Origin of the sequence: Enterobacter cloacae complex sp. P16RS2 (assembly GCF_014982155.1) — a bacterium.
Classification (GTDB): Bacteria; Pseudomonadota; Gammaproteobacteria; order Enterobacterales; family Enterobacteriaceae; genus Enterobacter; species Enterobacter cloacae_M.
Map to the genome: position 1 here is coordinate 12,587 of NZ_JADCKW010000004.1, position 18,113 is coordinate 30,699.

Genomic DNA, 18,113 nt, shown 5'->3' on the forward strand with positions numbered 1-18,113 from the left:
GCCTGCTCTGCCTGCTCTGCAGGTTTACTGTCAGTACCTGGAGTGGCAACTTCAAGCTCCTGATCATCAACTTCACCTGCCACTGAAACGCGTCCAGCGAAAGCTGGCGGCACATCAACCGCAACAAACTCATGACCAACCGGCAGTTGCTGGAATACTCCGTTAATCGTTCCCCAGCAACCAGCCTTCTCGACTTTTAACTTTTTCATGCTCTCTCCCGAAGAAAAGGGGCCGAAGCCCCTTAACCCTGTGCGTTGAACACTTTAGAGCGACCGTTGAAATCGCGCTTAATCTGCAGACCGACAGCACTCCAGACCAGAGTGTTGTAGTTGTCGAACGGATTCTGGCGCGGGATCATGAAGGTGCCCACCGGCGCGGCAATACGCGTCTTGATGTACTGCGAATTGCGCACGTACGCGATGAAGTGGTTACCCGTCAACTTAAAGGTCTGGTTAACAGACTCGATACGGCCGTAGCGCAGGATGTACTCCAGCACAGTGCCTTCTTTGAAGCCGGCAGCGGAGGAATATGGTTTGCTCATGTTGCGCATGATGTCAGGCGACACCCACACCTTCACCTTCTCCTGCACGTAGTTATCGTCCAGGAGCTTCGCGAACGGGCCGGTGAAGAATGCGACCATCTCGTCAGGGGTGGCGGTGGTCAGGTCGATATTCAGACCGGACGCACTCAGATCAACCTGGTTAGTGTTGGCGTGGTTGGTAATGCCTGCGCCAACATACCCCTTCACCTTCACTTTCGCATCACCTGAAAGCATGTAGTCGGCCATATCCTCGCGGATGGCTGCAACGTGCGCTTCCTGGTCATCGGCCATTGCGTCAAGGTTTTCTGACTGCATGCCGTTCCACTCACGCCATTCACGGCTGTAGCCGGTGTTGAAGATCGGGATTGGGTCACCAGCTTCGTCGTAGATGACTTTATCCAGTTCTTCCGGAACGTGGCCCGTCAGTGTGCGATGAACCTTGCCCGCGTCACTGGAGACGCGGTAAAGCGCCGCTGTCTTGCCGATAGAGATCGGCGTACCGAGACCGAGCAGATCATCCAGCAGGCCGTTGCCTTCGTCATTTCGGAAGACTCGGGTAGTGATGTTATCCACTTCACGCCAGTAGTCTTTGGAGATCAGCGCGGCTTGGTTCACTTCCAGCGCGCCGCCGTACTGGGCAGAAATGGTGCCCTGGTTGATGTTGAAGGATTCACGCTGCATCAGCAGCTGATTCCATGCCTGCTTCACCTGGTTGTGCTCGGTGATCAGCTTTTTGTTAAATACGATCATGCTCATGCGGTTGCTTTCCCTGATTTGCGAACTTTCACGAGCTGAGCTTCAGCGCCAACGGTGATTTTTTCGCGTGAATAAAAGAGGACCTGGTCGGTGGCTGGTGTGGTTGACTTGGCCAGCGTGCCGTCACCGGCAGAAACCAGACCTTCGTTTTCCAGCAGCACTTCGCCTGCTTTGACCAGCATGTGGTAATCCACATCGTCTTCGCACATGATGGCCGCGCCGGTATCACCTGCAGGAACCGAGTCGCGAATGTCACCACCGCCGATGTAGTTGTGCTGGAGAGCTAGGGCAACGCCTGCACCGCCAGCGACATTGTGAACTGCCAGTTTCCCAGTGCTGTCGAGCATCACCAGTGAGCCGGGTTTCACGTCCGCCGCCATGATTGCTTCAATGACCTGTGGGTCATTCTTACGGGCCGGGCCCGCGATTACCGTATGGAAACGAGGTGCGAGAGCCATTATTCAGGTGCCTCCATGTTAAGGATTTCACTCTGAGCGCCATTCCCCTGGAATGCAGGGTTCAGACCGGTGCTGGTCTGGCACTGTGAGTACAAGTCGTTCAGCGCGTCACCGGACAGGGAGTTAACCGCTGCTTCGGTCATGAACGAGAATTTCGCTTTAACAGCGTCACGTTTGGTTTTCAGCTCGCTTTCAGCGTTCGCCTGCAGCTGAGTTTCCAGCTTGCTCAGCTTTTCGTTCAGCGGGGTGAGCGCAGCATTAACAGCAGCAGTAATCACATCAGAGTTGATCTGAGCCTGGCCAGGGTCGCCGCCACCCTCTTTCTTCTGCATCTGCTGGTTGTAGGCATCCCAGACCTGATCGTCGGTCAGCCCCTCGGTTTTAACGCCTGCGGCATTGAGCGCGGCGATCATCTTCTCTTTCATCGGGTTTGTTTCTCCGTTGGTTTTGACTTCGTACTCAGTTGGTTTGCGCACGACTTCTACTGGATCGCCGACAAGCGTTATGACCTTGTCAGAGATGAGGTACTTCTGGTCGAAGAGCTTCGGCTTGGCGTTTTCGCCATCCTCTTCGTAAACGAAATGGTCAGGCCAGACGCTGACGACGTAGCGCCACTTTTTGTCGTCCTGCTTGATGGACATGCGCAGCGCCTGGTAGATGTCGTCGAATGACATCTCTGAAGCGTTGCTGATGAAGAACTTTACTTTGTTCCACCAGCCGTCTTTCATGCTGTTGGCAGCATCGATGAGGCTCGTCGCTTCAACATCAGCCTCTTGTCCGTCAGCGTTGACGAACATGCCGACGCCTTCATCCGGAGTACCGGCGCCAGGCTCGTCGAGCAGGATCGCGATGTGGTCGAACTGCATGTTGTGAGCGACCCAGGAGTATTTCTTCTGCTTCGACTCACCTGCCTTTTGCTCTTTGTTCAGCAGCAGACCGGTAGAAACATGAATCGGGTCGGCGTTGTTGCCGGAAATCATGTCGTCCAGGCGCTGAATAAGGCGCTTACCGTCAGGCTTGGTGTCTGCCACTGCCTTATTGACGTAAACGTCCATCACGACCTTGTCGTTGGCCTTGCTGACGTTCTGAGCCCATGCCCCGGCGTAGTAATCGTTGACCGCCTGCGGGTCGTTGGCGCTAACGTATTTGCCGTTCACCATCGGGTGGCCGATCGGCATTAACTTGCGCTCCATCGTCTGGTAGCTGTTGTTAATCTCCTCCGCCGGGTATAGCCCGCCATTCATCACGATGTCATCGACGATCGGGACCGCACCACGAATGACGTAGTGTTCCTGGCCGCTGATGGTTGTCGTTGAGATGTTGGAGGCGTTGATGGCGAGGGATTTAACGTGGATGCTGGATAGCTTCACGTTGCGTCCTCATTGGTGGATATCAGGCAATAAAAAACCCAGCACTACGGCTGGGTCTTGTTTTAGGTTGCGGCTGCTGGACTCGAACCAGCACTCTCGTCAGGCGTCAACATCATGCCGAACCGAGCACGACCAGCAATGGCATGGCCGCGTTGATGCGTTACTCTACCGATTGAGTTACGCCGCAATAATAAATATGTAGCTGACCTTTATCGCTTTAATTCCAATAAAGAATTGAAGTCATTAGTTTTAAGCTCCATAGATATATCTCTGAGACTACCTATTTTCATTGTGTAGGGCTTATTATCTGGGTTATTCCTTACTAAACAAAGACGATACTCATTTTGATGAGCGTATTTGCTTTGTTTGTAAAAAGGAGCGTCGTTGTGGTTATCAAGCATGATGCTTTGAGTTGCCGCATCATAATAAATTACCTGCTTTGACTGATAATAAACTGCATCACCAATGTCGTGGAGCCGTTGAGCCTCATCTCTCGCCCTCCTGACGAATTCCCTTGGATTGGTGATAACAACCATATATTCACCTAGGTTTTTAACCTCTTCCGGGAGAGTAAAATATTTTTCAGCTAGTCTAAACTCTTCTTCATTTTTAATGGATGACATATCGAGATCATGAGAATGTAAGTGCGTCATGCAGAATACATTGGCATGGTCATGAATTTTCATACTCGTGGTGATGGGCCCCACTATATCATCAGGATTCAAAATGTGTTTTACGCCATCAACCTCAAGCTCAAACCTGTATTCATGAGGATGCATCCATCCAGTTAATGCTTCGTATTTGTCACCTATATTACCTTCAGTTTCTTCCTCATAGCTTCTAAAAAACTGAATTGTGTTCATATATATATTGCCGTTAAGGAAATCCTCTTTGTATTCCTCACACGAAAAAACTTTTGCAAGTATTCCTATCTTTTTCACTGGAAATGACCACAAAGTAAAGGGGGTGCTTATAAATACCACTGCTTGCGCTCTTTCGCCAGCTTGTCAGCTAGCCCTTCATTGAAGATGCTGCCGTCATCGTTGAGCAGCACCGGAATCTGGCTGCAATAGCAATTGTACCGGTTGCCGTTCTCAGCGTAGAAGTCCCGCACTTCTTCGGTGGTGTAGACCTTGCCATGACGGCTGGCATGCCAGGTGCGCGTCGTAGGCTTGAGCGCTGACAGCCACAGCAGGCCGGTATTCAGCCCCAGCCGGTCAGCAGCCCAGTCCGTTTCGTTCCATTGTGCCTGCCGCAGCGCGCCGACCTGCTCAGTCTGAGCGATGGTCTTGGCCTTCGACATCGATACATCGAGGCGCTTGCTGATGACGCTGGCCGTCTCGCGTGGATTCACGCCGCGCGCTACCGCGTCGGTGATGATATTCGTCAGGTCGCCGCGGGCTGTGTCGCTGATGACCTTCCAGTCACTGAACGTTGTCAGCCTGGCCGCCGCTATCTGATTCAGATAACCGGGGCTGCTTAAAAGCTGCTGTAGCGTCGTCTGGCTGGCGTACACCTGCGACTGCTGCGAGAGGTTGTTGAAGGCCTCCAGCGTGCCACGCTGTGCTTCTGCGACGACGTAATCCATCGCCCATAGGTTCCGCTCGCCACCATCCAACAGGTACTCTTCGAGAATAGCCTGCACCGCTTCCAGCAAATCAGCCAGTTCCTGCGCTGACATGTCGTAGATGAACTTGCCGGCGTTGACCTGGTAGAGCCGCATGTCAGCGCCGTGGTCGTGGCACAGGAAGTGCCAGTTGTGGCTGTTCACCTCTCGCTCTCGCCCGGTCAGGCGCTGATCGAACAGTGCTTTCAACGCTACCTTTATCGCGTAATACCTATCCACAATGTCGCGATCCTTCCTGCTGACGGACTTACGCGACATTGTGGGGTCAACTTTCGACCGTGGTATCACCGGACTTTTCGGCTTCTGATTCTGGGTCGGCCAGTGGATCAGGCTTTGGCTGGTTGCCATCTGGCGGCACCTCATCATCAAGTTCAGGCAGGGCTTGCAGTTCGCCCGCCGCGCGTATCTCGTTTTCGGTGATTGCTGAGCGGCCAAACGCGTTCGTCGACTTCACGGCCACGTCCGCGAGCTTGTCCATGTTGGCAATCTTCTCTGCCTGGCTCGGCGCCAGTAGATCGGACCATCCCACTGTAACTTCTTCGCCGCTGGCTGGAGGAATGAAACCAAGCGTCCAGAAGCGGGTAACCACCTCAGTGATTACTTCGGTCAGGAAGCCATTGCGTCGGCTCATACGGGTTTTTGCCCAGTCCTTCGCATCTTCCGTGCTGGCCCTTTCTCCTGTCTGCATGCCCACCAGCACCTTCACCGGGATCGGCACTGTGGAGCAGAACTCATTGAGCGCAGTCCGCCATGTTGGCTCCGGGTCGGCAACTGCCACGGAAAGCACGCGGGTATCACCTTCCTGCATAATGACGGCGCTGTCCGTGCTGTCATTGAGTCGGCGAACCTGATCATCCATCCCTTCTGAGAGTTGAGCTTCGCTAACGCCCAGCGCTCTGGCCAGCTGCGCAAAGCTTGTCTTGGCACTGAAGTTGAAGTTGAGCTGTCGGCTGGCGTTCTTCAGGAACCCTTCAGCAGCACCACCAGACACTTTTTCGAGGTCCAGCAGTTTGTTGAATCCTTCTTCCAGCAGTGACTCGCCTGAATCAAGCCGCCCGTCATCAGATCCTTCAGCCAGGATGATGACGCGATCTGGGTGAACATTGATAATTCGCCCTGGCTGGCCACTGCGCTGCTGCTGCACCGGTATCTCGGTGAAAGAATACATGCTCACAGCGCCATAGCTCTCGCTGTTCTGGTCCTCGTTATAGCTGACCGGGTCGAGCTGAGCCTCCCAGACCGGGATTAGCCTGACAAGCGCTCTTTCCTGCAGCTTGCCAACCGTCGCCTTATCAACCGGTTCCGACCATGGCTTGCTATCTTTCACCTGAATTAGCAGAGCAGAGTAGCGCCCCACCAAGTTGCGCTTGTCGGCGCCCTTAATTTGCTTCCAGCAGCGTTTAAGCAGCTTATTGACCCGCTTATCCCATGCTGTTTGCTGGGTTGCATCCTTCGTCTGGTCCCCTTCGTAAACTTCCGGGTAATCTTCCCAGCAGCCATCAACCATGCGCGTCACCGCGGCGCCAGCAATGGCATTGCGGCGGTAAGCACGGTAAAAGTCATCGAAGCAAAGCTCTTTAGGGTACCCAAACTCCTGGTACAGACGCTGGCGCTTGGTATTACTGGTGCCATTGAACAGCGCGTTGACGTAACGCATCCGCTCGCGGTCGATGCTGGCGTTCGTGGCGAGTTGTTTATTTTCGCTTTCGTTCACGGTTTCCTCCGTCAGCGCGAGCGCACCAACATGCCGGTTATTTTCTGTGGTGAATGCAGTACTCGATAGCGGGTAGCATCCCAGTCGTGGTCTTCCTGCTGGGTATCAACGTCATCAGGGTTTTTGCTGTCTCGAACAAGTACGGGTATGCGGCTGATCCAGCCACGGCAATGTTCGAAAACGTAAAAGGCAGGCTTCTCAGGGATGCCAGATTCCAGCTTCTTACCTTCAACTACAGCCTCAAGCATGTCAGCGAATACCGAGGCCCCGTTTACTCGCGAGCCTGGCTTCTTATTGGCTTCAAGCCATTCGACACCCTGATTTTCCATTTTCTGGCCGATCGACAACTCATCGTCACCGGTATTGAAAATGGCGCTATCAGCCGGGCCCGGGATAACTTCCGAGCAAATTCCCGGCGCAATGTTGAGTTGGCCCTGCGTGACCCCGTCGATTTGAATCTCTTCCGGCTCGTCGACTTCTTCGCCCACCAGCCGTTTGTCAATCCACGCCACGCCTTTCGCGACGTTGGTGGATGACATATTCAGGCCTTTATTCAGCTCATCAGGCGGGCAGCCATACCATTCTCCGATCAGGATTAACGTCCCTGCCGGCGGGCAGAACTGCCGACCATCAGGCAACTCGGCGGCAGTGCCATCAGCCTGCGCCCACCACAGATTAGCGAACGGCTTCGACTCACCCCAGTCATGCGAGCGGTCAACTGTCCAGCTATCCGGTATGCGGAATGGCTTAATGACGTGCAGCGATTCATTCCACAGGTGGTCAAATCGCCCACCACTGGTCACATCCCATGAACCCTCCACCCAAGCTTTGCGCCGGTTCGGGTCTTTGATGGCCATAAGGGTGGCGATGTACTGCGGGTCGAGGTACGGGTTCTCTTTGAACGATCCGTGGATGGCCACGCGGGTCAGCGTGATTTCCTCTTCTCGTTCTGTCTGAGGGTTGAACACCATTTGCCGGTCGCGCTGCACGGTTCCGCGCGGCGCTGGCTCAATGAAGCGTTTCTTCACCCAGGTATGCCCGATGCCAAACGGGTTGGTAGTGCTGAACGTCTCCAGCGGGATCGGCCTCAGTAACTTGCCATTCTCCAACGGGTAGTTTTCCGGCCTGAACGATGAACGTCGGCAGGAGAACATCATTTCGTAGAATTCCGGGGACTGCTGTTTAGTCAGCTCGTTAAAGCCAATGAACGGGAATTCCTGCCCGTGGAAGTCCCAGTAGTCGTCCGCCTCTTTGCCGAAACGGAAGAGCAACTCCTCGCCAGTAGGCCATACCCATCGCAATTCGCTCGCAGATGACAGATAGCGCGCACCGTCGTTGAACAGGCGAAACATACGCTTCGACTGAGTGATGATGTCGGCAAGGTTCTTATATTCGGTGTCGAAAATGACGCCGCGCCAGAATGAGCCATAACCCACGCCGACATTGCGCCGGAACCTGGCTAACTGCGCAGCTGTCTTTCCCGGTCCGCGAGTACCCTCGAACAGGATTTCGTTACACGGGCAACTCAGCGCCAGGGACTGAGATCCAGGCAGTGGCTTCCATACAGCTTTGTAATTCATCCACCGAGCACCCCGCCCTGTTGTTTCTGCGCTGCCGCTTCCCAGTCATCCACGTTGTCACTGGTTGGCACCAGCATGACGTTATGCGTGACCTCTTTCGTTTCAGCCTTATTCTCGATGCTGTATGCCTCACGCTCGAGGCCGATCAGCGTCTTCAGGCTGTCGCTCAGGTCTTTCATGGATTTAACGCGGGAAGGCAGGCTGATCACTTTCTGATAAATTTCATTGAGCCGGTCCCGCCCTTTATCGTCGGGGTCAAACATGATGTCGCCCAACTGCTCGAGCGCGCTTACATCTGCGCACTGCGCACCAAGTTCATCGAATAGCGTGTTGGTCAGTTCTCGAGCCCGGCGAATGTCACCCCTGTGCTCCATGCGTACCGTGGCAATTACCTCGGCAGTCGCCTCTATCAGTACGCGCTCGGTCAAAGTGCTTTCGTTGCGTACCGTTCTGCGTACCTCCTGCTTGCGTACCAGATCCTCAGCCTTTTGCTGAATCTTCGCATTGAGGTCACGCGACCAGTCATCACGCTTGGCACGCTTACGGATAGCGCCTTCGCTAATACCGTGCTGTGATGCTATTTCTCGGAGGGACATCACTCCGGCCCGGTACGCCGTCTCGATGGCCTCCCAGTCCGGTTTGCTCATTCGTTACTCCGTTGTTTGTTCTTCTGGCTGTTCGATCTGCTCTGCCGGTACTGGCGTGAACTGCACGCGCTTCACGTCGCCAGGAGCGAAGTAAAGCCACTCGCCCGTTTCCGTCGCCAGCGGCACAAAGCCGTTAACCAGCTCAGGCTGACGTCGTGACATCTTGCCCGTGAAGGTTTCGCCTGTTTGGGTGGTTAGCGTGATTTGGTAGATGTCGGACATGATTACCTCTTTGCCTTGTCGCAGCTGTTGCACTGCTTCTCAGAAGTGCTTAGCCACCTACGGCTTACCCGTCAGCAAGATGTGATCACCATCCTTGCGGGGTTACACAGATCATTATCGAAGCCCCTCGCAAGGAGCTTCTGTAATGACTACTTCACTGTTTCGATGGTCGACCCGTGAGAGTTCATCACGTAAACCTGGTCGCCCGGATAGATGAACTGGTATCGGATGCCATCAAATGCTTTCTGCTTTGCATGCTCAGGACTCTCAAAGTCTTCGATAAGAACAGCAATAGCCTGGTAATCTAGTACACCCTCTCGCTCACTGATGATTAGCTCCTCTTCCTGCAATGCGTTTTTGCACTCTGCATCTGCATAAACATCAGGTAGCCAAATAGCAAAGTCAGGGCTTGAGTGGTAATCAATCAGCTTGAGAATATCTTCAAATCTTTCTGAGTCTGGTCGCGCTACTGTGAATGTCGGCAACTCGCAGATATGGGTTACACCATTGATGATGGTTTTCACTGTGAACATGGTTACTTCCTTCTTCGTCTTCTGGTTACTACAAAAAAGCCCCGCGAATGCGAGGCTGTTATTTGATGCACTGATCTTTGATGTAGTCCTGCAGATAGCCAACCTGCTTCGTCACAGTGACGATTCGCTCTCTGAGGGTGAAATAATCCCGTTCAGCGGAGTCAGTAAGTCGGGGGCCGGAAGCATTGCCCAGGCCGCCGGTGCTGGTCGCTCCGTTCGCGGGATAGTTTGCGTTGAGCTGCAGCCGCTTACGGCCAGCAATGACATCGCTATGCAGACGCTCAATGGTTTCTTTCGCATCAGCCAGTTCTCCGGTGTATTTGGCATCCAGTGCAGCGACATCACGCTGGCGGGTCTGCATATCTTTGATGGTGGCGTTCGCCAGGCTGAGTTTCTCAGTGGCTTTATCGCGCTGGTCTTTGTAGGCGATGGCGTTGTCGCGGTAGTGGTTCACGAAGAACGCCAGCACGCCGATTACCGCTATAACCAGCAACTGCAACCAGTAACGTTTAACCAGCGCGCCAATCACGACAGGAACAGAGCGCGCTCTGCCTCACGGCGACGTGTCAGGCCATTCAGCACCTTCCCACCAGCTTTATTCCAGCGCAGGAACTCATCGGCAGCGCCAGCGCAATCTCCGGCATTGAGTTTTCGCAGGAGAGTAGATGTCGACAATGACCGGGCGCCAAGGTTATACGTGAACGACACCAGAGCATCGAATTGCCCTTGAGTCAGCCCTACTTTAACCAGGCGGGAGACGTCGCTTTCGTAGCTGACCAGTCCTGTCTTCAGAAGGTGTTCTGCCGTTTCCTGCTTAATCGTCATCCCGGCGCGGATTGGTTTGCCGTCGACAGGCTGAGTCCAGCCATAGCCGATCGTCCAGACGCCGACGCTGTCCTGGTATGCGGTGAGTTTGCATCCTTCGAACTCTTTAATCAGGGCAATGCCCTTTTCGCTGGTTTGCATGGACTACCCCGTTATAACGACCTTCGCCAGGTTCCCGCGTGCCAGCCACACCGCCATGCAGATGACGGAGTTAAGCAGCAGATCGCCGAGGTTAACCTGTACGTAGTGGCCGAGCAGAATGTTGAAGGCGTTGAATCCGGCGGCAAGGATGACCAAGTAGGCCAGCACCGCGACACTCAGGCGATGACGCTTTCCCTCTTTTCGAAAAAACATCAGCCTGACCATGATTAACAGGCAAACTATGGCGTTTGCATCCATCAGAAGAAGCTGCCATGTCATTTATCTTCCTCCCCCAGCCCCGGCATCTTCCCGCTTTTGGATTTGCGGAGAATACGCAGCAGGACTGCCACGGAAATGGAAGCAGTGACAATTGCACCGACAGCTGGCGATACCTCAATGCTGGCCGGTGGCTTCATCAGGCTTAACGGCGTGTTGATGATTCCGGCCATGATTTTCGCCATGGGTACGGAGAAGAACACGCCACTGATAAACGATATCAGCGCAAAGATAGCCTGCTTCCAGAGTTGATGGGGATCTGAGGTCAGAACGTATAGCGCAGTTCCGGCGAGTGATCCGAGCATGACTGCTGGAGTCGCCTCCGGAAACAGCGTGGCAAAGGTTACACCGACTGATGACGATGTAAGACCAACGCCTACGATAGTGAAGGTCTCAGACATATTTATTCCGTGTGTAGTTGGTTCAGGCCCTCGGGACGATTTAACAAGTAGGCGTGTCGATGATGGTTCCCGGAGCCTGAAATAAAAACGGCCCACATGAGTGAGCCTTTGAATAAAGTTTCTTTACATCACTGCCGATACATCCCCTAAAGGAGAGAAAAATGGGCAGACGTAGACGTGGTAGGTACAGAATCAACAAGAATCCGGACTTAGCGGATCGAATTATTCACATGATTATCGATATCGCTATTTTCGTCTTCTTGGTAAAACTTGGGATATCTCTTTTGTTCAAATAAAAAGCCCCGCTCGATGGCGAGGCTCTTAATTCTTTGTCGACCTACGAAGCTATGGCGACGATATCAGATTTACATGAAATATATGCGTTTCAGTTCGGTTTTGCAAGACTTACATCTAAATTTGTCGCCTTTTGTTGTGAACGTGATCGCGTTACGGATATAAGCGCACCGCTATCGAGTCGCTTAAAGCTGTTACGCATCGCCAGCCAGTGAGGTAGATAGGTTTCTGTCCAGGTGGATTTCGCTACACCTGCCAGATCAGCCAGGGCCTGATATTCGTACGTTTCACGCCCTGCCAGCTCTGCTTTGACGTCCTGCGCTGCCAGCCAGATAAGTTGCTTCAGGCGCTCCATCGTCTTGCCGGCCACCTTTTTCGCGCCAAGCTGCTCCAGGAACTCTGCCCACGCCCACTGGGTTATCGATACCTGGTATTCGAAGCGCGTGTTCTCGCTGTAGTTCCACAGCAGCCACGCCTTCTGGTGCTCTTCCAGCGATAGGACAGCGCGGCGCCACGATGCGGTGCCGAACTCTACCGGGCTTACCAGGGCAATAGATGAACCTTTGGCGCGGGACTGGCTGCCGCTCATCGCCGGACCGTCAGGGTTAACTTTCCTGCCAGTGACCGGATCGGTGATTTTCTTCCGACCCCGGCTGCGCGCCGTCGCGGTGAATTGCGCGTTCTCGGCGAAAGCTACCAGTTGCCCTTTCGTCGCCCCGCTCAGATCTGCGGTCGCCACAATGAGCTGCTGACGTACGTATTCCAGTTGCTGACTGTTCATGCGGCTTCCTTCTGTGGCTGGTTGGTTTTGGTCTGGCTGTGCTTTGCTACTGGCGGCAGGCTGGCGCGCTTAACGCTTTCTGCCTGGTACCGGAGAAGTTCTGAAAAATTCATAAGTCCTCCCGGTCTGGGTGAAGGCTTTTCAGCATTTGGTAATTTCTTTGAAACCGAATACCTTTACTGATTGCTGAGAACTGAATGCGACATTTTTTGTAATTGATATGACTGATAATGCCCATCGCGATCAGGGGAATGAGGTAAAAGGCCAGCAGAAATAAAGACTCAAGTTTCATGCGGCCTCCCGCTGTTTCAGTGCTTTGAGCTTGGCGCGGTACTCATCGCGGATCCGGATGAAGTCTTCCCGGCGGTAGTTGGTCATTTCGTGGGGGCCATTGAGCCAGTCGACGTATTCCTGGCCGTAACGAGCGACCAGGCCAGCTTCGTATTGCTGCGCGACCGTCGCCTCTTTGGCGGTGTATTTGCCCGCTCCCGCATTACACGATTTGCACTGCTTATGGGCGTTGCGCTCTTCAAAGCGCAATTCAGGGTTAGCGCCGACCGTTTTGAAGTGGCCGCAGTCCCACTGGCCGCCATGCAGATCAGGAGGGTTGGTCTCGCCGCAGCTGATGCATGGCAAACCAGCATCACGCGCGCGGATGTAGGCGTTGAATGCCTGCTGAGCCTGCGCTTTGTAGTAACCGGCAGGCCGAAGCTCTGCCAGCCGCTCCTTGCGGCGCTTGCGACCGGCCTTCTCGGCTTCCTTCTGCTCCTTGATGCGCTTGGCCGCGGCTTTCACCTTTTCCTTTTCGCGTTCTTCCATCGCGAGGATTGCGCCGTGCTCCGGGCAGCACCAGCGGATCCGGATATCGTGGAATTTCGGCACGAAGTATTCACCGCATACTTTGCACTTACGGCGGGATGGTTTACGCACGTTTCCTCCTTGCCGCGAGACGCAGCCATTTCTGATCCACCAAGCGGGCGGTGTAGTCTTTCATGGTAGGGATGTCGGACGGCTTAACCTCTGGCTTGCGCTGGCGGCGCGCCGGGAGGCGGAAGATTTCGTTTGTGATGACGCGAGAAAGTGGAGTAGACATCATGCCTCCTGCTTATCGCGCAGTTGCTGGTATTCACAGCTCTGCGGAATGGTCAGGTGGCAGCCGATATTCATCGCCCAGGCTTCGACTTTGCACAGAAAAATGTACATCTCGCCGGTTTCCAGCTCGGACGTATGGCGGAGAGATTGGACCGTGGTGACCTCGCCGGACACGACGTCTACCCGGTTCTTGCTTTCGTAGCCGAGATAGGTGTGCTTCATCGCGTCTTTGACCCACTCAGGCGTAGCGAAGGTCTTGCCGCGGGCGATGAGATAGTCGCTGATTTCCGTGTACCACATGTGGCTGAGAGCGTTCTGTGACAGGCTGCGCTTCTCTCGCCATGGCTTAACCTGAAGGCGGAAACATTGCCCGGCATCCAGTAATGGCTGAATCTGCTGGCCGATGGCCGCGAAGTTACCGCGATGGAGTTTGATGCCGTCTACTGTCAGAGTCATACGGCCTCCTTCCCGGAAACCGCAGAATGCAGAAAATCGCAGGTGCATTTCTGCATCTGTGACAAAGTGAGGAGTTCAGATTGTGGTCGCATTTAAGTCCCCTTAAATGCGCAGAAGTCACCGGAGTTGTTCAGGCTCCGATGACTCAATTATGGCGGGTTGATTTTGATTAATCAAATTTTGCATTTACTCACCACAAACTTAATTTTTTCTCCAAAAATTATTAGACTAAGGTGCCACATGTTTGATGTGTCAGTGCTGGTCGCAAGGAGCGTATGTGTCATTACCAGAAAAGCTAACCTATGTGCATGCAGCATTAAGTGCCGCGTTTGCCTTCGCCTTGATTAGACATTACCTTTGCGGGGACAAGGATCCCTCTGTTAAATCCAGGTTGTTGATAACAATTCTGATTATGATGTCAGCTGGCGCGCTAGCCGCTGGCTTTTTTTGGCCCGATTACCATTCATGAGAAAAATGGCCTTGAAGAGAAATTGTCTGGCGATTGTAAATGAACCCTCACAACTCAAATTTCTTTCAAATATTTAAATACGCAGACTAATAATTACTGTAACTTTAAGACTCCAATCAACTGGCCGGAGGGGACCATCCCCAACATCCAATTCAAGTGCCAGGTTTGTTCGAACAAAAAGTTCTTTTTTACGACCTTTAGTTCAGACTTAAACCAACCTCATGGTGCGGTTTGCTCCGTCTGTGGAACACGCCTCACCTCTATATCTTGCATACCTATACCGAGACGGAGGCGGTGGCAAAAGAAGGTTGTTTAGAACGAGGCCTCACCTGAGGCCTCCGCTGTCTCATCACTTCACCTCCTGCTGCGGTGCTGCTGCAATCATGGCCCTGTAACCGGCTGCATGTCCGCGCCAGTTGGCGACCTCTGATAGCCACGCATTCATCATTGCCTGGGTTGGCTCAGCGGGAAGCATCACCCAACCATCTGGCAACTCATCACGATTACTTACATGTTCGGCACCCTGAAGCATGGCGGCGCGGCAGGCGTTCCAGCCAAGAGCGTAGTAATCATCGCCAACGGATTTCTCACCCTGGGAATGAATGGCATCAGGCACAGATGCCGGCGCTGGCGGGTCGGCATAGAGCTTGTCACCAATTTTTAAACCGTACTCACGCGGCGGCCTGAAATAGCAAAGACCATAACCTTCTCTGATATACGCCACAGCCTCCGCTTCGAACGATGCCAGCGCCAGCTTCATCGCAGCGAGCGCCTTGGCTGCATCTTCGTTTACTGCGCCGGGTGTCTCATCGCGCTCTTCTTCAAGCTCCGCGATTGTCTTCTGGAGCCATTCTTTGGTTAATTCAGCCATAACCCTAATTCCCCTTGATGCTGACTTTGACGCCAACCTTGCGAATCTCATCGGCGCATCTGTTCACGATACTCCGGTGAAACTCACAAAAAATTTTCGCCGACTGTGGACCTAATGGGTGAACATCTTGCGTACTCGGCAGTACAACCTCCCGTGCCTCCAGCTCAGCAATCCTCTTTTCCTTGGCTTCCAGCTCATCCAGCAGCTCCAGGATGTCGTCATCTCCATGTTTTTCGGCGGCTTTACGTAATGCGCGTTTGTCGATGTTGCTCATTGGGCGGCCTCGCTGGTTAACTTTTCGAGAATGGCATCAAGAGCCTTCCGTTTTCCGGCATATCCGCCACCAACCCACTCTCCACGAAGCAAGGCGTAATATTTGCCGTCGTCTTCATGATAAGGTCCACGTATAGACCAGTCGGTTGTGATGGCGTCGACCGCCTTTTTAGCTTCTGCGAAATCCATCATGCTCATGACTGCACTCCTTTGCGAAGCTGGGCGGCGGAATCTTTGAGAAACGCTTCTGCGTACTCGCCAGATAAACCGTCAACAGCTGGAATCATGGACACTGCCAATTCTTCTTTGGTGTCCAGAATCATGTGCACCACGTCACAGACTTCAGCCAGCGGCTTATCGACAAAACCGTGATTGAATGCAGCGGCGAGACGACCTGCGGCATAGTTGATGCCTTCGTTACGCGCATGCGCCCGCACTTCAGCCAGGAAAGCGTCGGTGGCCGGGATTTTTAGACCATCTCGCAGCTTCGTGTACGCGCTTAGCATTGCCAGCTCCGGCACTTCGTCAGCCCCTGCCTGATAAACATCAAGCGCCTCCATCATCAGCTTACTGAATGGTGCTGGCTCAGATTTTTTCAGAAGCGCATTCTCCGCAACCAGAGACGCGCTCTTGGCTTCAAGTTCTTCGTATGTTGGTTTCATGCGGCAGCTCCTTCAAATTGTTAGGAAATTTTAATTCCCAGCTTTTTAGCCATGGCATGCTCAGCGACGGCGCCTTCCGACTCTTGCCACCCATGCAGCATGTGAATGGCGTCGGCGCAGCGAAGCATCGCCAGGCAGATGTCCATATACTCATGCTGAGATAAACCATCCGGGAGCGTGGCCGGATTTAATGCCACATGACCACCTGATAACATCTGCTGTGCTACTGCATTAAACATCGGACGGTTGTAGTTTTCGTAACCCGTCATTGGTCCTGCGATGTAAATTTTCATACCCCTACCCTCCCCCAAACCATCAATACACGCTTCATAGCCGCGCTGTTGCGGCACTCCTGAAATATTCCGTTGGTGCAGCTGCGCGCGGTGCCGTCCTGCTCTTCCGGCGTCGCCAGGCGATAAGTCACCGTTCGCCAGACCTTGCTCACCCGGACAATCTTGCGGGCCCGCTCCAGATCGATGGCGTTCTTCGTGATGCAATTGATGGTCATGCCGCACTCTGTGGCCACATCCTTCGCTGTGAAGGTCCGGTGCGTTTCGAGATAACGCAGGATTGCCTGTTTGCCTTTCATTGGATAAGCCCTCTCTCTTTCCCGCGCTGATACTCTTCCCAAAGCCATTGGGCCGGGGTTAGAGCTCCGAGAGTCGCTGCGTTTGGCATGCACCCGAAGCTTTTTCCTTCCGGGTGATAACCGGCCTGACGGCTCACGTGATTTGTCGGGATCACTTCATCAGAATTCTCGAGCGCCAGGACGGGAGATGGTATTTTTTCCCCACCAGCAACTTTCAGCGCCCATTCCTCAAGTTTTTTTGACGCGTATTTTTCAGTTTCAGCCTCGCTCAGCTGGCGCTGGTACATCGCTCTGCGCGTATCGGTCACAATCCAGTACATGACGTCATGAGACCACGGGAAAGCTTCTGCTCCGCCGGTATGCAGCCCTTTTTCGCGGCTATACCGATGAAACTCATTCATCACATCAGCCAGGCCAATGCCAAGCACCGTGCTGCTATCCTTGCACCATTTGATGAATTGCCCCGGCGACGGCCAGAAAGGTGATTCACTGGCGCGGGCGTGCCGTACTCCGGCAGAAAGCTGTTCGCGTGTGCGGATCCCATTCTCTGAAAACGCTGCGATCCATTGACGCTTTGCCGTTTTCTCGTCTGCGTCAGTTTTCAGGTTTGTCTGCGTAGACGCAGGGAAAATCTGCTTCAGCTGCCGAAAGAGAGAATCAACAAGCCCCTCAGCCTCAGGGTTGATAACCTTCTGCTGGTCGGTACTTCCGTTCGCCATTCTGGAAAGTAGCGCGCCATCACGGCCGTTAACGGCTTGCATAATCTGATTATTCACAGGAAGTCCTCCCATCCCTCGCGGCTGTTCCAGTGAGGCGTTTCCTGCTCGGCACGACCACGCTTAGCCAGCGGGTTAACCCTGGCATTCCGGATCCAGACTCTGAAAGCCGAATTCCAGTCGATTAGCTGCGTGCCACGGGAAAGGTGATAGTCCCGGAAGTTCAGCAGCTCAGTTTCAATGCTCACCCCCTTCTCGGCAGCCATAGCAATGTGATCTGCCGACGGCTTGAACAGGGGCGGGAATGGAATCTCCCCGTTTGGTGAAATACCGATCCGACGCTTAGCGGCTTCGCTCATAAAACCTTCGCGTCCAGAGAGAGAGTTAGGTTCAATGACTGGTTCAAAAGAGTGACTGGTTCTGGTGCCATCTGGTGGCACAGGGGGTGTGCCATCTGATGGCATAGGGTGTGCTTCGTCGTGGCATACCCCTGTGCCATTTAATGGCATAGGGGTGGCATCTAATTTGAGGTAATACACATTTGACGTGTTACCTTTTCCGTTGTTGACGCCGACACGGTTCTCACGCTTGATAAGACCCATTTCTTCAAGCGCATCAATATGGTTACGAACAGCCGTTCGGCTGCATTCGCATTGGTCGGCGATGTGTTGATACGAAGGCCAGCATTCGCCTTTGTCGTTGGCGTTATCAGCCAGCTTAATCAGGACGAGCTTACGCAGTGAGTTTCCCACTTTGACCCCCATTGCTTTCGCCATAAGTGACATGCTCACGTGCTACCTCCGGTTTGTTTACTCTCTT

Annotated in this window: 28 protein-coding genes and 2 pseudogenes; all 30 read right to left on the reverse strand. The window is 53.6% G+C overall.

From position 1 onward, the window contains the following. Positions 1-209: pseudogene (locus INF68_RS23145) on the reverse strand (hypothetical protein); the annotation flags it as partial. A 32-nt stretch (positions 210-241) separates the two neighbouring features. Then, on the reverse strand, positions 242-1,297 hold the full coding sequence (locus INF68_RS01240; RefSeq protein WP_193525221.1) for a major capsid protein: 1,056 nt from the start codon (positions 1,295-1,297) through the stop codon (positions 242-244). Then, positions 1,294-1,755: a hypothetical protein gene (locus tag INF68_RS01245; protein ID WP_193525222.1), complete on the reverse strand. Its 462-nt coding sequence runs from the start codon at positions 1,753-1,755 to the stop codon at positions 1,294-1,296. The genes INF68_RS01240 and INF68_RS01245 overlap by 4 nt, the downstream gene beginning before the upstream one ends. After that, entirely contained in the window at positions 1,755-3,125 is a 1,371-nt protein-coding gene (locus tag INF68_RS01250) for a DUF2213 domain-containing protein (RefSeq protein ID WP_193525223.1), read from the reverse strand. Before INF68_RS01250 ends, INF68_RS01245 begins: the two co-directional genes overlap by 1 nt. 67 nt (positions 3,126-3,192) lie before the next feature. After that, positions 3,193-3,312 (reverse strand): annotated as a pseudogene (locus INF68_RS01255). A 22-nt stretch (positions 3,313-3,334) separates the two neighbouring features. Beyond that, positions 3,335-4,066 carry a hypothetical protein gene (locus INF68_RS01260; RefSeq protein WP_193525224.1) on the reverse strand — a complete coding sequence of 244 codons (732 nt, stop codon included), beginning with the start codon at positions 4,064-4,066 and terminating at the stop codon, positions 3,335-3,337. 29 nt (positions 4,067-4,095) lie between these two features. Further along, positions 4,096-5,082: a phage minor head protein gene (locus tag INF68_RS01265; RefSeq protein WP_370552404.1), complete on the reverse strand. Its 987-nt coding sequence runs from the start codon at positions 5,080-5,082 to the stop codon at positions 4,096-4,098. Continuing rightward, on the reverse strand, positions 5,018-6,466 hold the full coding sequence (locus INF68_RS01270) for a DUF1073 domain-containing protein (RefSeq protein WP_193525226.1): 1,449 nt from the start codon (positions 6,464-6,466) through the stop codon (positions 5,018-5,020). Before INF68_RS01270 ends, INF68_RS01265 begins: the two co-directional genes overlap by 65 nt. 11 nt (positions 6,467-6,477) lie before the next feature. Then, positions 6,478-8,046: a terminase gene (locus INF68_RS01275; RefSeq protein WP_193525227.1), complete on the reverse strand. Its 1,569-nt coding sequence runs from the start codon at positions 8,044-8,046 to the stop codon at positions 6,478-6,480. Beyond that, positions 8,043-8,693 (reverse strand): hypothetical protein, encoded by a 651-nt coding sequence (locus INF68_RS01280; RefSeq protein ID WP_129318612.1) that lies wholly within the window; start codon positions 8,691-8,693, stop codon positions 8,043-8,045. The genes INF68_RS01275 and INF68_RS01280 overlap by 4 nt, the downstream gene beginning before the upstream one ends. A 3-nt stretch (positions 8,694-8,696) precedes the next feature. After that, positions 8,697-8,915, reverse strand: a complete 219-nt coding sequence (locus tag INF68_RS01285) for a hypothetical protein (RefSeq protein WP_193525228.1) — start codon at positions 8,913-8,915, stop codon at positions 8,697-8,699. 149 nt (positions 8,916-9,064) lie between these two features. Beyond that, positions 9,065-9,448 (reverse strand): hypothetical protein, encoded by a 384-nt coding sequence (locus tag INF68_RS01290; protein WP_193525229.1) that lies wholly within the window; start codon positions 9,446-9,448, stop codon positions 9,065-9,067. A gap of 58 nt (positions 9,449-9,506) precedes the next feature. Then, positions 9,507-9,977 (reverse strand): lysis protein, encoded by a 471-nt coding sequence (locus tag INF68_RS23405; protein WP_193525230.1) that lies wholly within the window; start codon positions 9,975-9,977, stop codon positions 9,507-9,509. After that, on the reverse strand, positions 9,974-10,414 hold the full coding sequence (locus tag INF68_RS01300) for a lysozyme (RefSeq protein WP_193525231.1): 441 nt from the start codon (positions 10,412-10,414) through the stop codon (positions 9,974-9,976). Before INF68_RS01300 ends, INF68_RS23405 begins: the two co-directional genes overlap by 4 nt. 3 nt (positions 10,415-10,417) lie before the next feature. Then, positions 10,418-10,693: a phage holin family protein gene (locus tag INF68_RS01305; RefSeq protein WP_062937888.1), complete on the reverse strand. Its 276-nt coding sequence runs from the start codon at positions 10,691-10,693 to the stop codon at positions 10,418-10,420. Continuing rightward, positions 10,690-11,091: a putative holin gene (locus tag INF68_RS01310; protein ID WP_001514183.1), complete on the reverse strand. Its 402-nt coding sequence runs from the start codon at positions 11,089-11,091 to the stop codon at positions 10,690-10,692. The genes INF68_RS01305 and INF68_RS01310 overlap by 4 nt, the downstream gene beginning before the upstream one ends. Positions 11,092-11,476: 385 nt before the next feature. Continuing rightward, positions 11,477-12,166 (reverse strand): bacteriophage antitermination protein Q, encoded by a 690-nt coding sequence (locus INF68_RS01315; RefSeq protein ID WP_063659659.1) that lies wholly within the window; start codon positions 12,164-12,166, stop codon positions 11,477-11,479. Next, a complete protein-coding gene (locus tag INF68_RS23155) occupies positions 12,163-12,279 on the reverse strand; it encodes a hypothetical protein (protein WP_120301929.1) in 117 nt (38 codons plus the stop codon). The genes INF68_RS01315 and INF68_RS23155 overlap by 4 nt, the downstream gene beginning before the upstream one ends. Continuing rightward, positions 12,276-12,458 (reverse strand): hypothetical protein, encoded by a 183-nt coding sequence (locus INF68_RS01320; RefSeq protein ID WP_063659661.1) that lies wholly within the window; start codon positions 12,456-12,458, stop codon positions 12,276-12,278. Before INF68_RS01320 ends, INF68_RS23155 begins: the two co-directional genes overlap by 4 nt. Beyond that, positions 12,455-13,096 (reverse strand): recombination protein NinG, encoded by a 642-nt coding sequence (locus INF68_RS01325; RefSeq protein ID WP_063659663.1) that lies wholly within the window; start codon positions 13,094-13,096, stop codon positions 12,455-12,457. Before INF68_RS01325 ends, INF68_RS01320 begins: the two co-directional genes overlap by 4 nt. Next, entirely contained in the window at positions 13,089-13,259 is a 171-nt protein-coding gene (locus INF68_RS01330; RefSeq protein WP_058650885.1) for a NinE family protein, read from the reverse strand. Before INF68_RS01330 ends, INF68_RS01325 begins: the two co-directional genes overlap by 8 nt. After that, positions 13,259-13,714, reverse strand: coding sequence for a YbcN family protein (locus INF68_RS01335; RefSeq protein WP_193525232.1), 456 nt, complete (start codon positions 13,712-13,714; stop codon positions 13,259-13,261). The genes INF68_RS01330 and INF68_RS01335 overlap by 1 nt, the downstream gene beginning before the upstream one ends. A gap of 818 nt (positions 13,715-14,532) precedes the next feature. Next, positions 14,533-15,054: a hypothetical protein gene (locus INF68_RS01340; protein ID WP_193525233.1), complete on the reverse strand. Its 522-nt coding sequence runs from the start codon at positions 15,052-15,054 to the stop codon at positions 14,533-14,535. A 4-nt stretch (positions 15,055-15,058) separates the two neighbouring features. Then, positions 15,059-15,328 carry an ead/Ea22-like family protein gene (locus INF68_RS01345; protein WP_074181813.1) on the reverse strand — a complete coding sequence of 90 codons (270 nt, stop codon included), beginning with the start codon at positions 15,326-15,328 and terminating at the stop codon, positions 15,059-15,061. After that, positions 15,325-15,525, reverse strand: coding sequence for a hypothetical protein (locus INF68_RS01350; protein WP_063659668.1), 201 nt, complete (start codon positions 15,523-15,525; stop codon positions 15,325-15,327). Before INF68_RS01350 ends, INF68_RS01345 begins: the two co-directional genes overlap by 4 nt. Continuing rightward, the gene (locus tag INF68_RS01355; protein WP_128771555.1) at positions 15,522-15,989 is read right to left on the reverse strand and encodes a hypothetical protein; all 468 of its coding nucleotides are present in this window, start codon (positions 15,987-15,989) and stop codon (positions 15,522-15,524) included. The genes INF68_RS01350 and INF68_RS01355 overlap by 4 nt, the downstream gene beginning before the upstream one ends. Before the next feature lie 20 nt (positions 15,990-16,009). Beyond that, a complete protein-coding gene (locus INF68_RS01360) occupies positions 16,010-16,282 on the reverse strand; it encodes a DUF4406 domain-containing protein (RefSeq protein WP_063659669.1) in 273 nt (90 codons plus the stop codon). After that, on the reverse strand, positions 16,279-16,578 hold the full coding sequence (locus INF68_RS01365) for a hypothetical protein (RefSeq protein ID WP_023300409.1): 300 nt from the start codon (positions 16,576-16,578) through the stop codon (positions 16,279-16,281). Before INF68_RS01365 ends, INF68_RS01360 begins: the two co-directional genes overlap by 4 nt. Next, the gene (locus tag INF68_RS01370; RefSeq protein WP_063659670.1) at positions 16,575-17,369 is read right to left on the reverse strand and encodes a replication protein P; all 795 of its coding nucleotides are present in this window, start codon (positions 17,367-17,369) and stop codon (positions 16,575-16,577) included. Before INF68_RS01370 ends, INF68_RS01365 begins: the two co-directional genes overlap by 4 nt. Then, the gene (locus INF68_RS01375; protein ID WP_063659728.1) at positions 17,351-18,079 is read right to left on the reverse strand and encodes a helix-turn-helix domain-containing protein; all 729 of its coding nucleotides are present in this window, start codon (positions 18,077-18,079) and stop codon (positions 17,351-17,353) included. The genes INF68_RS01370 and INF68_RS01375 overlap by 19 nt, the downstream gene beginning before the upstream one ends. Between the last annotated feature and the right edge of the window lie 34 nt (positions 18,080-18,113).

What these genes read in the sequence shown, in the direction of transcription:
- INF68_RS01365 (WP_023300409.1), bottom strand. Translation starts at nt 16,578, where the DNA reads ATGAAAGGCAAACAGGCAATCCTGCGTTATCTCGAAACGCACCGGACC.
- INF68_RS01335 (WP_193525232.1), bottom strand. Translation starts at nt 13,714, where the DNA reads ATGACTCTGACAGTAGACGGCATCAAACTCCATCGCGGTAACTTCGCG.
- INF68_RS01350 (WP_063659668.1), bottom strand. Translation starts at nt 15,525, where the DNA reads ATGAGCATGATGGATTTCGCAGAAGCTAAAAAGGCGGTCGACGCCATC.
- INF68_RS01305 (WP_062937888.1), bottom strand. Translation starts at nt 10,693, where the DNA reads ATGACATGGCAGCTTCTTCTGATGGATGCAAACGCCATAGTTTGCCTG.
- INF68_RS01370 (WP_063659670.1), bottom strand. Translation starts at nt 17,369, where the DNA reads ATGGGAGGACTTCCTGTGAATAATCAGATTATGCAAGCCGTTAACGGC.
- INF68_RS01245 (WP_193525222.1), bottom strand. Translation starts at nt 1,755, where the DNA reads ATGGCTCTCGCACCTCGTTTCCATACGGTAATCGCGGGCCCGGCCCGT.
- INF68_RS01360 (WP_063659669.1), bottom strand. Translation starts at nt 16,282, where the DNA reads ATGAAAATTTACATCGCAGGACCAATGACGGGTTACGAAAACTACAAC.
- INF68_RS01275 (WP_193525227.1), bottom strand. Translation starts at nt 8,046, where the DNA reads ATGAATTACAAAGCTGTATGGAAGCCACTGCCTGGATCTCAGTCCCTG.
- INF68_RS01340 (WP_193525233.1), bottom strand. Translation starts at nt 15,054, where the DNA reads ATGGCTGAATTAACCAAAGAATGGCTCCAGAAGACAATCGCGGAGCTT.
- INF68_RS01285 (WP_193525228.1), bottom strand. Translation starts at nt 8,915, where the DNA reads ATGTCCGACATCTACCAAATCACGCTAACCACCCAAACAGGCGAAACC.
- INF68_RS01355 (WP_128771555.1), bottom strand. Translation starts at nt 15,989, where the DNA reads ATGAAACCAACATACGAAGAACTTGAAGCCAAGAGCGCGTCTCTGGTT.
- INF68_RS23155 (WP_120301929.1), bottom strand. Translation starts at nt 12,279, where the DNA reads ATGAATTTTTCAGAACTTCTCCGGTACCAGGCAGAAAGCGTTAAGCGC.
- INF68_RS01315 (WP_063659659.1), bottom strand. Translation starts at nt 12,166, where the DNA reads ATGAACAGTCAGCAACTGGAATACGTACGTCAGCAGCTCATTGTGGCG.
- INF68_RS01310 (WP_001514183.1), bottom strand. Translation starts at nt 11,091, where the DNA reads ATGTCTGAGACCTTCACTATCGTAGGCGTTGGTCTTACATCGTCATCA.
- INF68_RS01280 (WP_129318612.1), bottom strand. Translation starts at nt 8,693, where the DNA reads ATGAGCAAACCGGACTGGGAGGCCATCGAGACGGCGTACCGGGCCGGA.
- INF68_RS01375 (WP_063659728.1), bottom strand. Translation starts at nt 18,079, where the DNA reads ATGTCACTTATGGCGAAAGCAATGGGGGTCAAAGTGGGAAACTCACTG.
- INF68_RS01290 (WP_193525229.1), bottom strand. Translation starts at nt 9,448, where the DNA reads ATGTTCACAGTGAAAACCATCATCAATGGTGTAACCCATATCTGCGAG.
- INF68_RS01240 (WP_193525221.1), bottom strand. Translation starts at nt 1,297, where the DNA reads ATGAGCATGATCGTATTTAACAAAAAGCTGATCACCGAGCACAACCAG.
- INF68_RS01320 (WP_063659661.1), bottom strand. Translation starts at nt 12,458, where the DNA reads ATGAAACTTGAGTCTTTATTTCTGCTGGCCTTTTACCTCATTCCCCTG.
- INF68_RS01330 (WP_058650885.1), bottom strand. Translation starts at nt 13,259, where the DNA reads ATGTCTACTCCACTTTCTCGCGTCATCACAAACGAAATCTTCCGCCTC.
- INF68_RS01300 (WP_193525231.1), bottom strand. Translation starts at nt 10,414, where the DNA reads ATGCAAACCAGCGAAAAGGGCATTGCCCTGATTAAAGAGTTCGAAGGA.
- INF68_RS01345 (WP_074181813.1), bottom strand. Translation starts at nt 15,328, where the DNA reads ATGAGCAACATCGACAAACGCGCATTACGTAAAGCCGCCGAAAAACAT.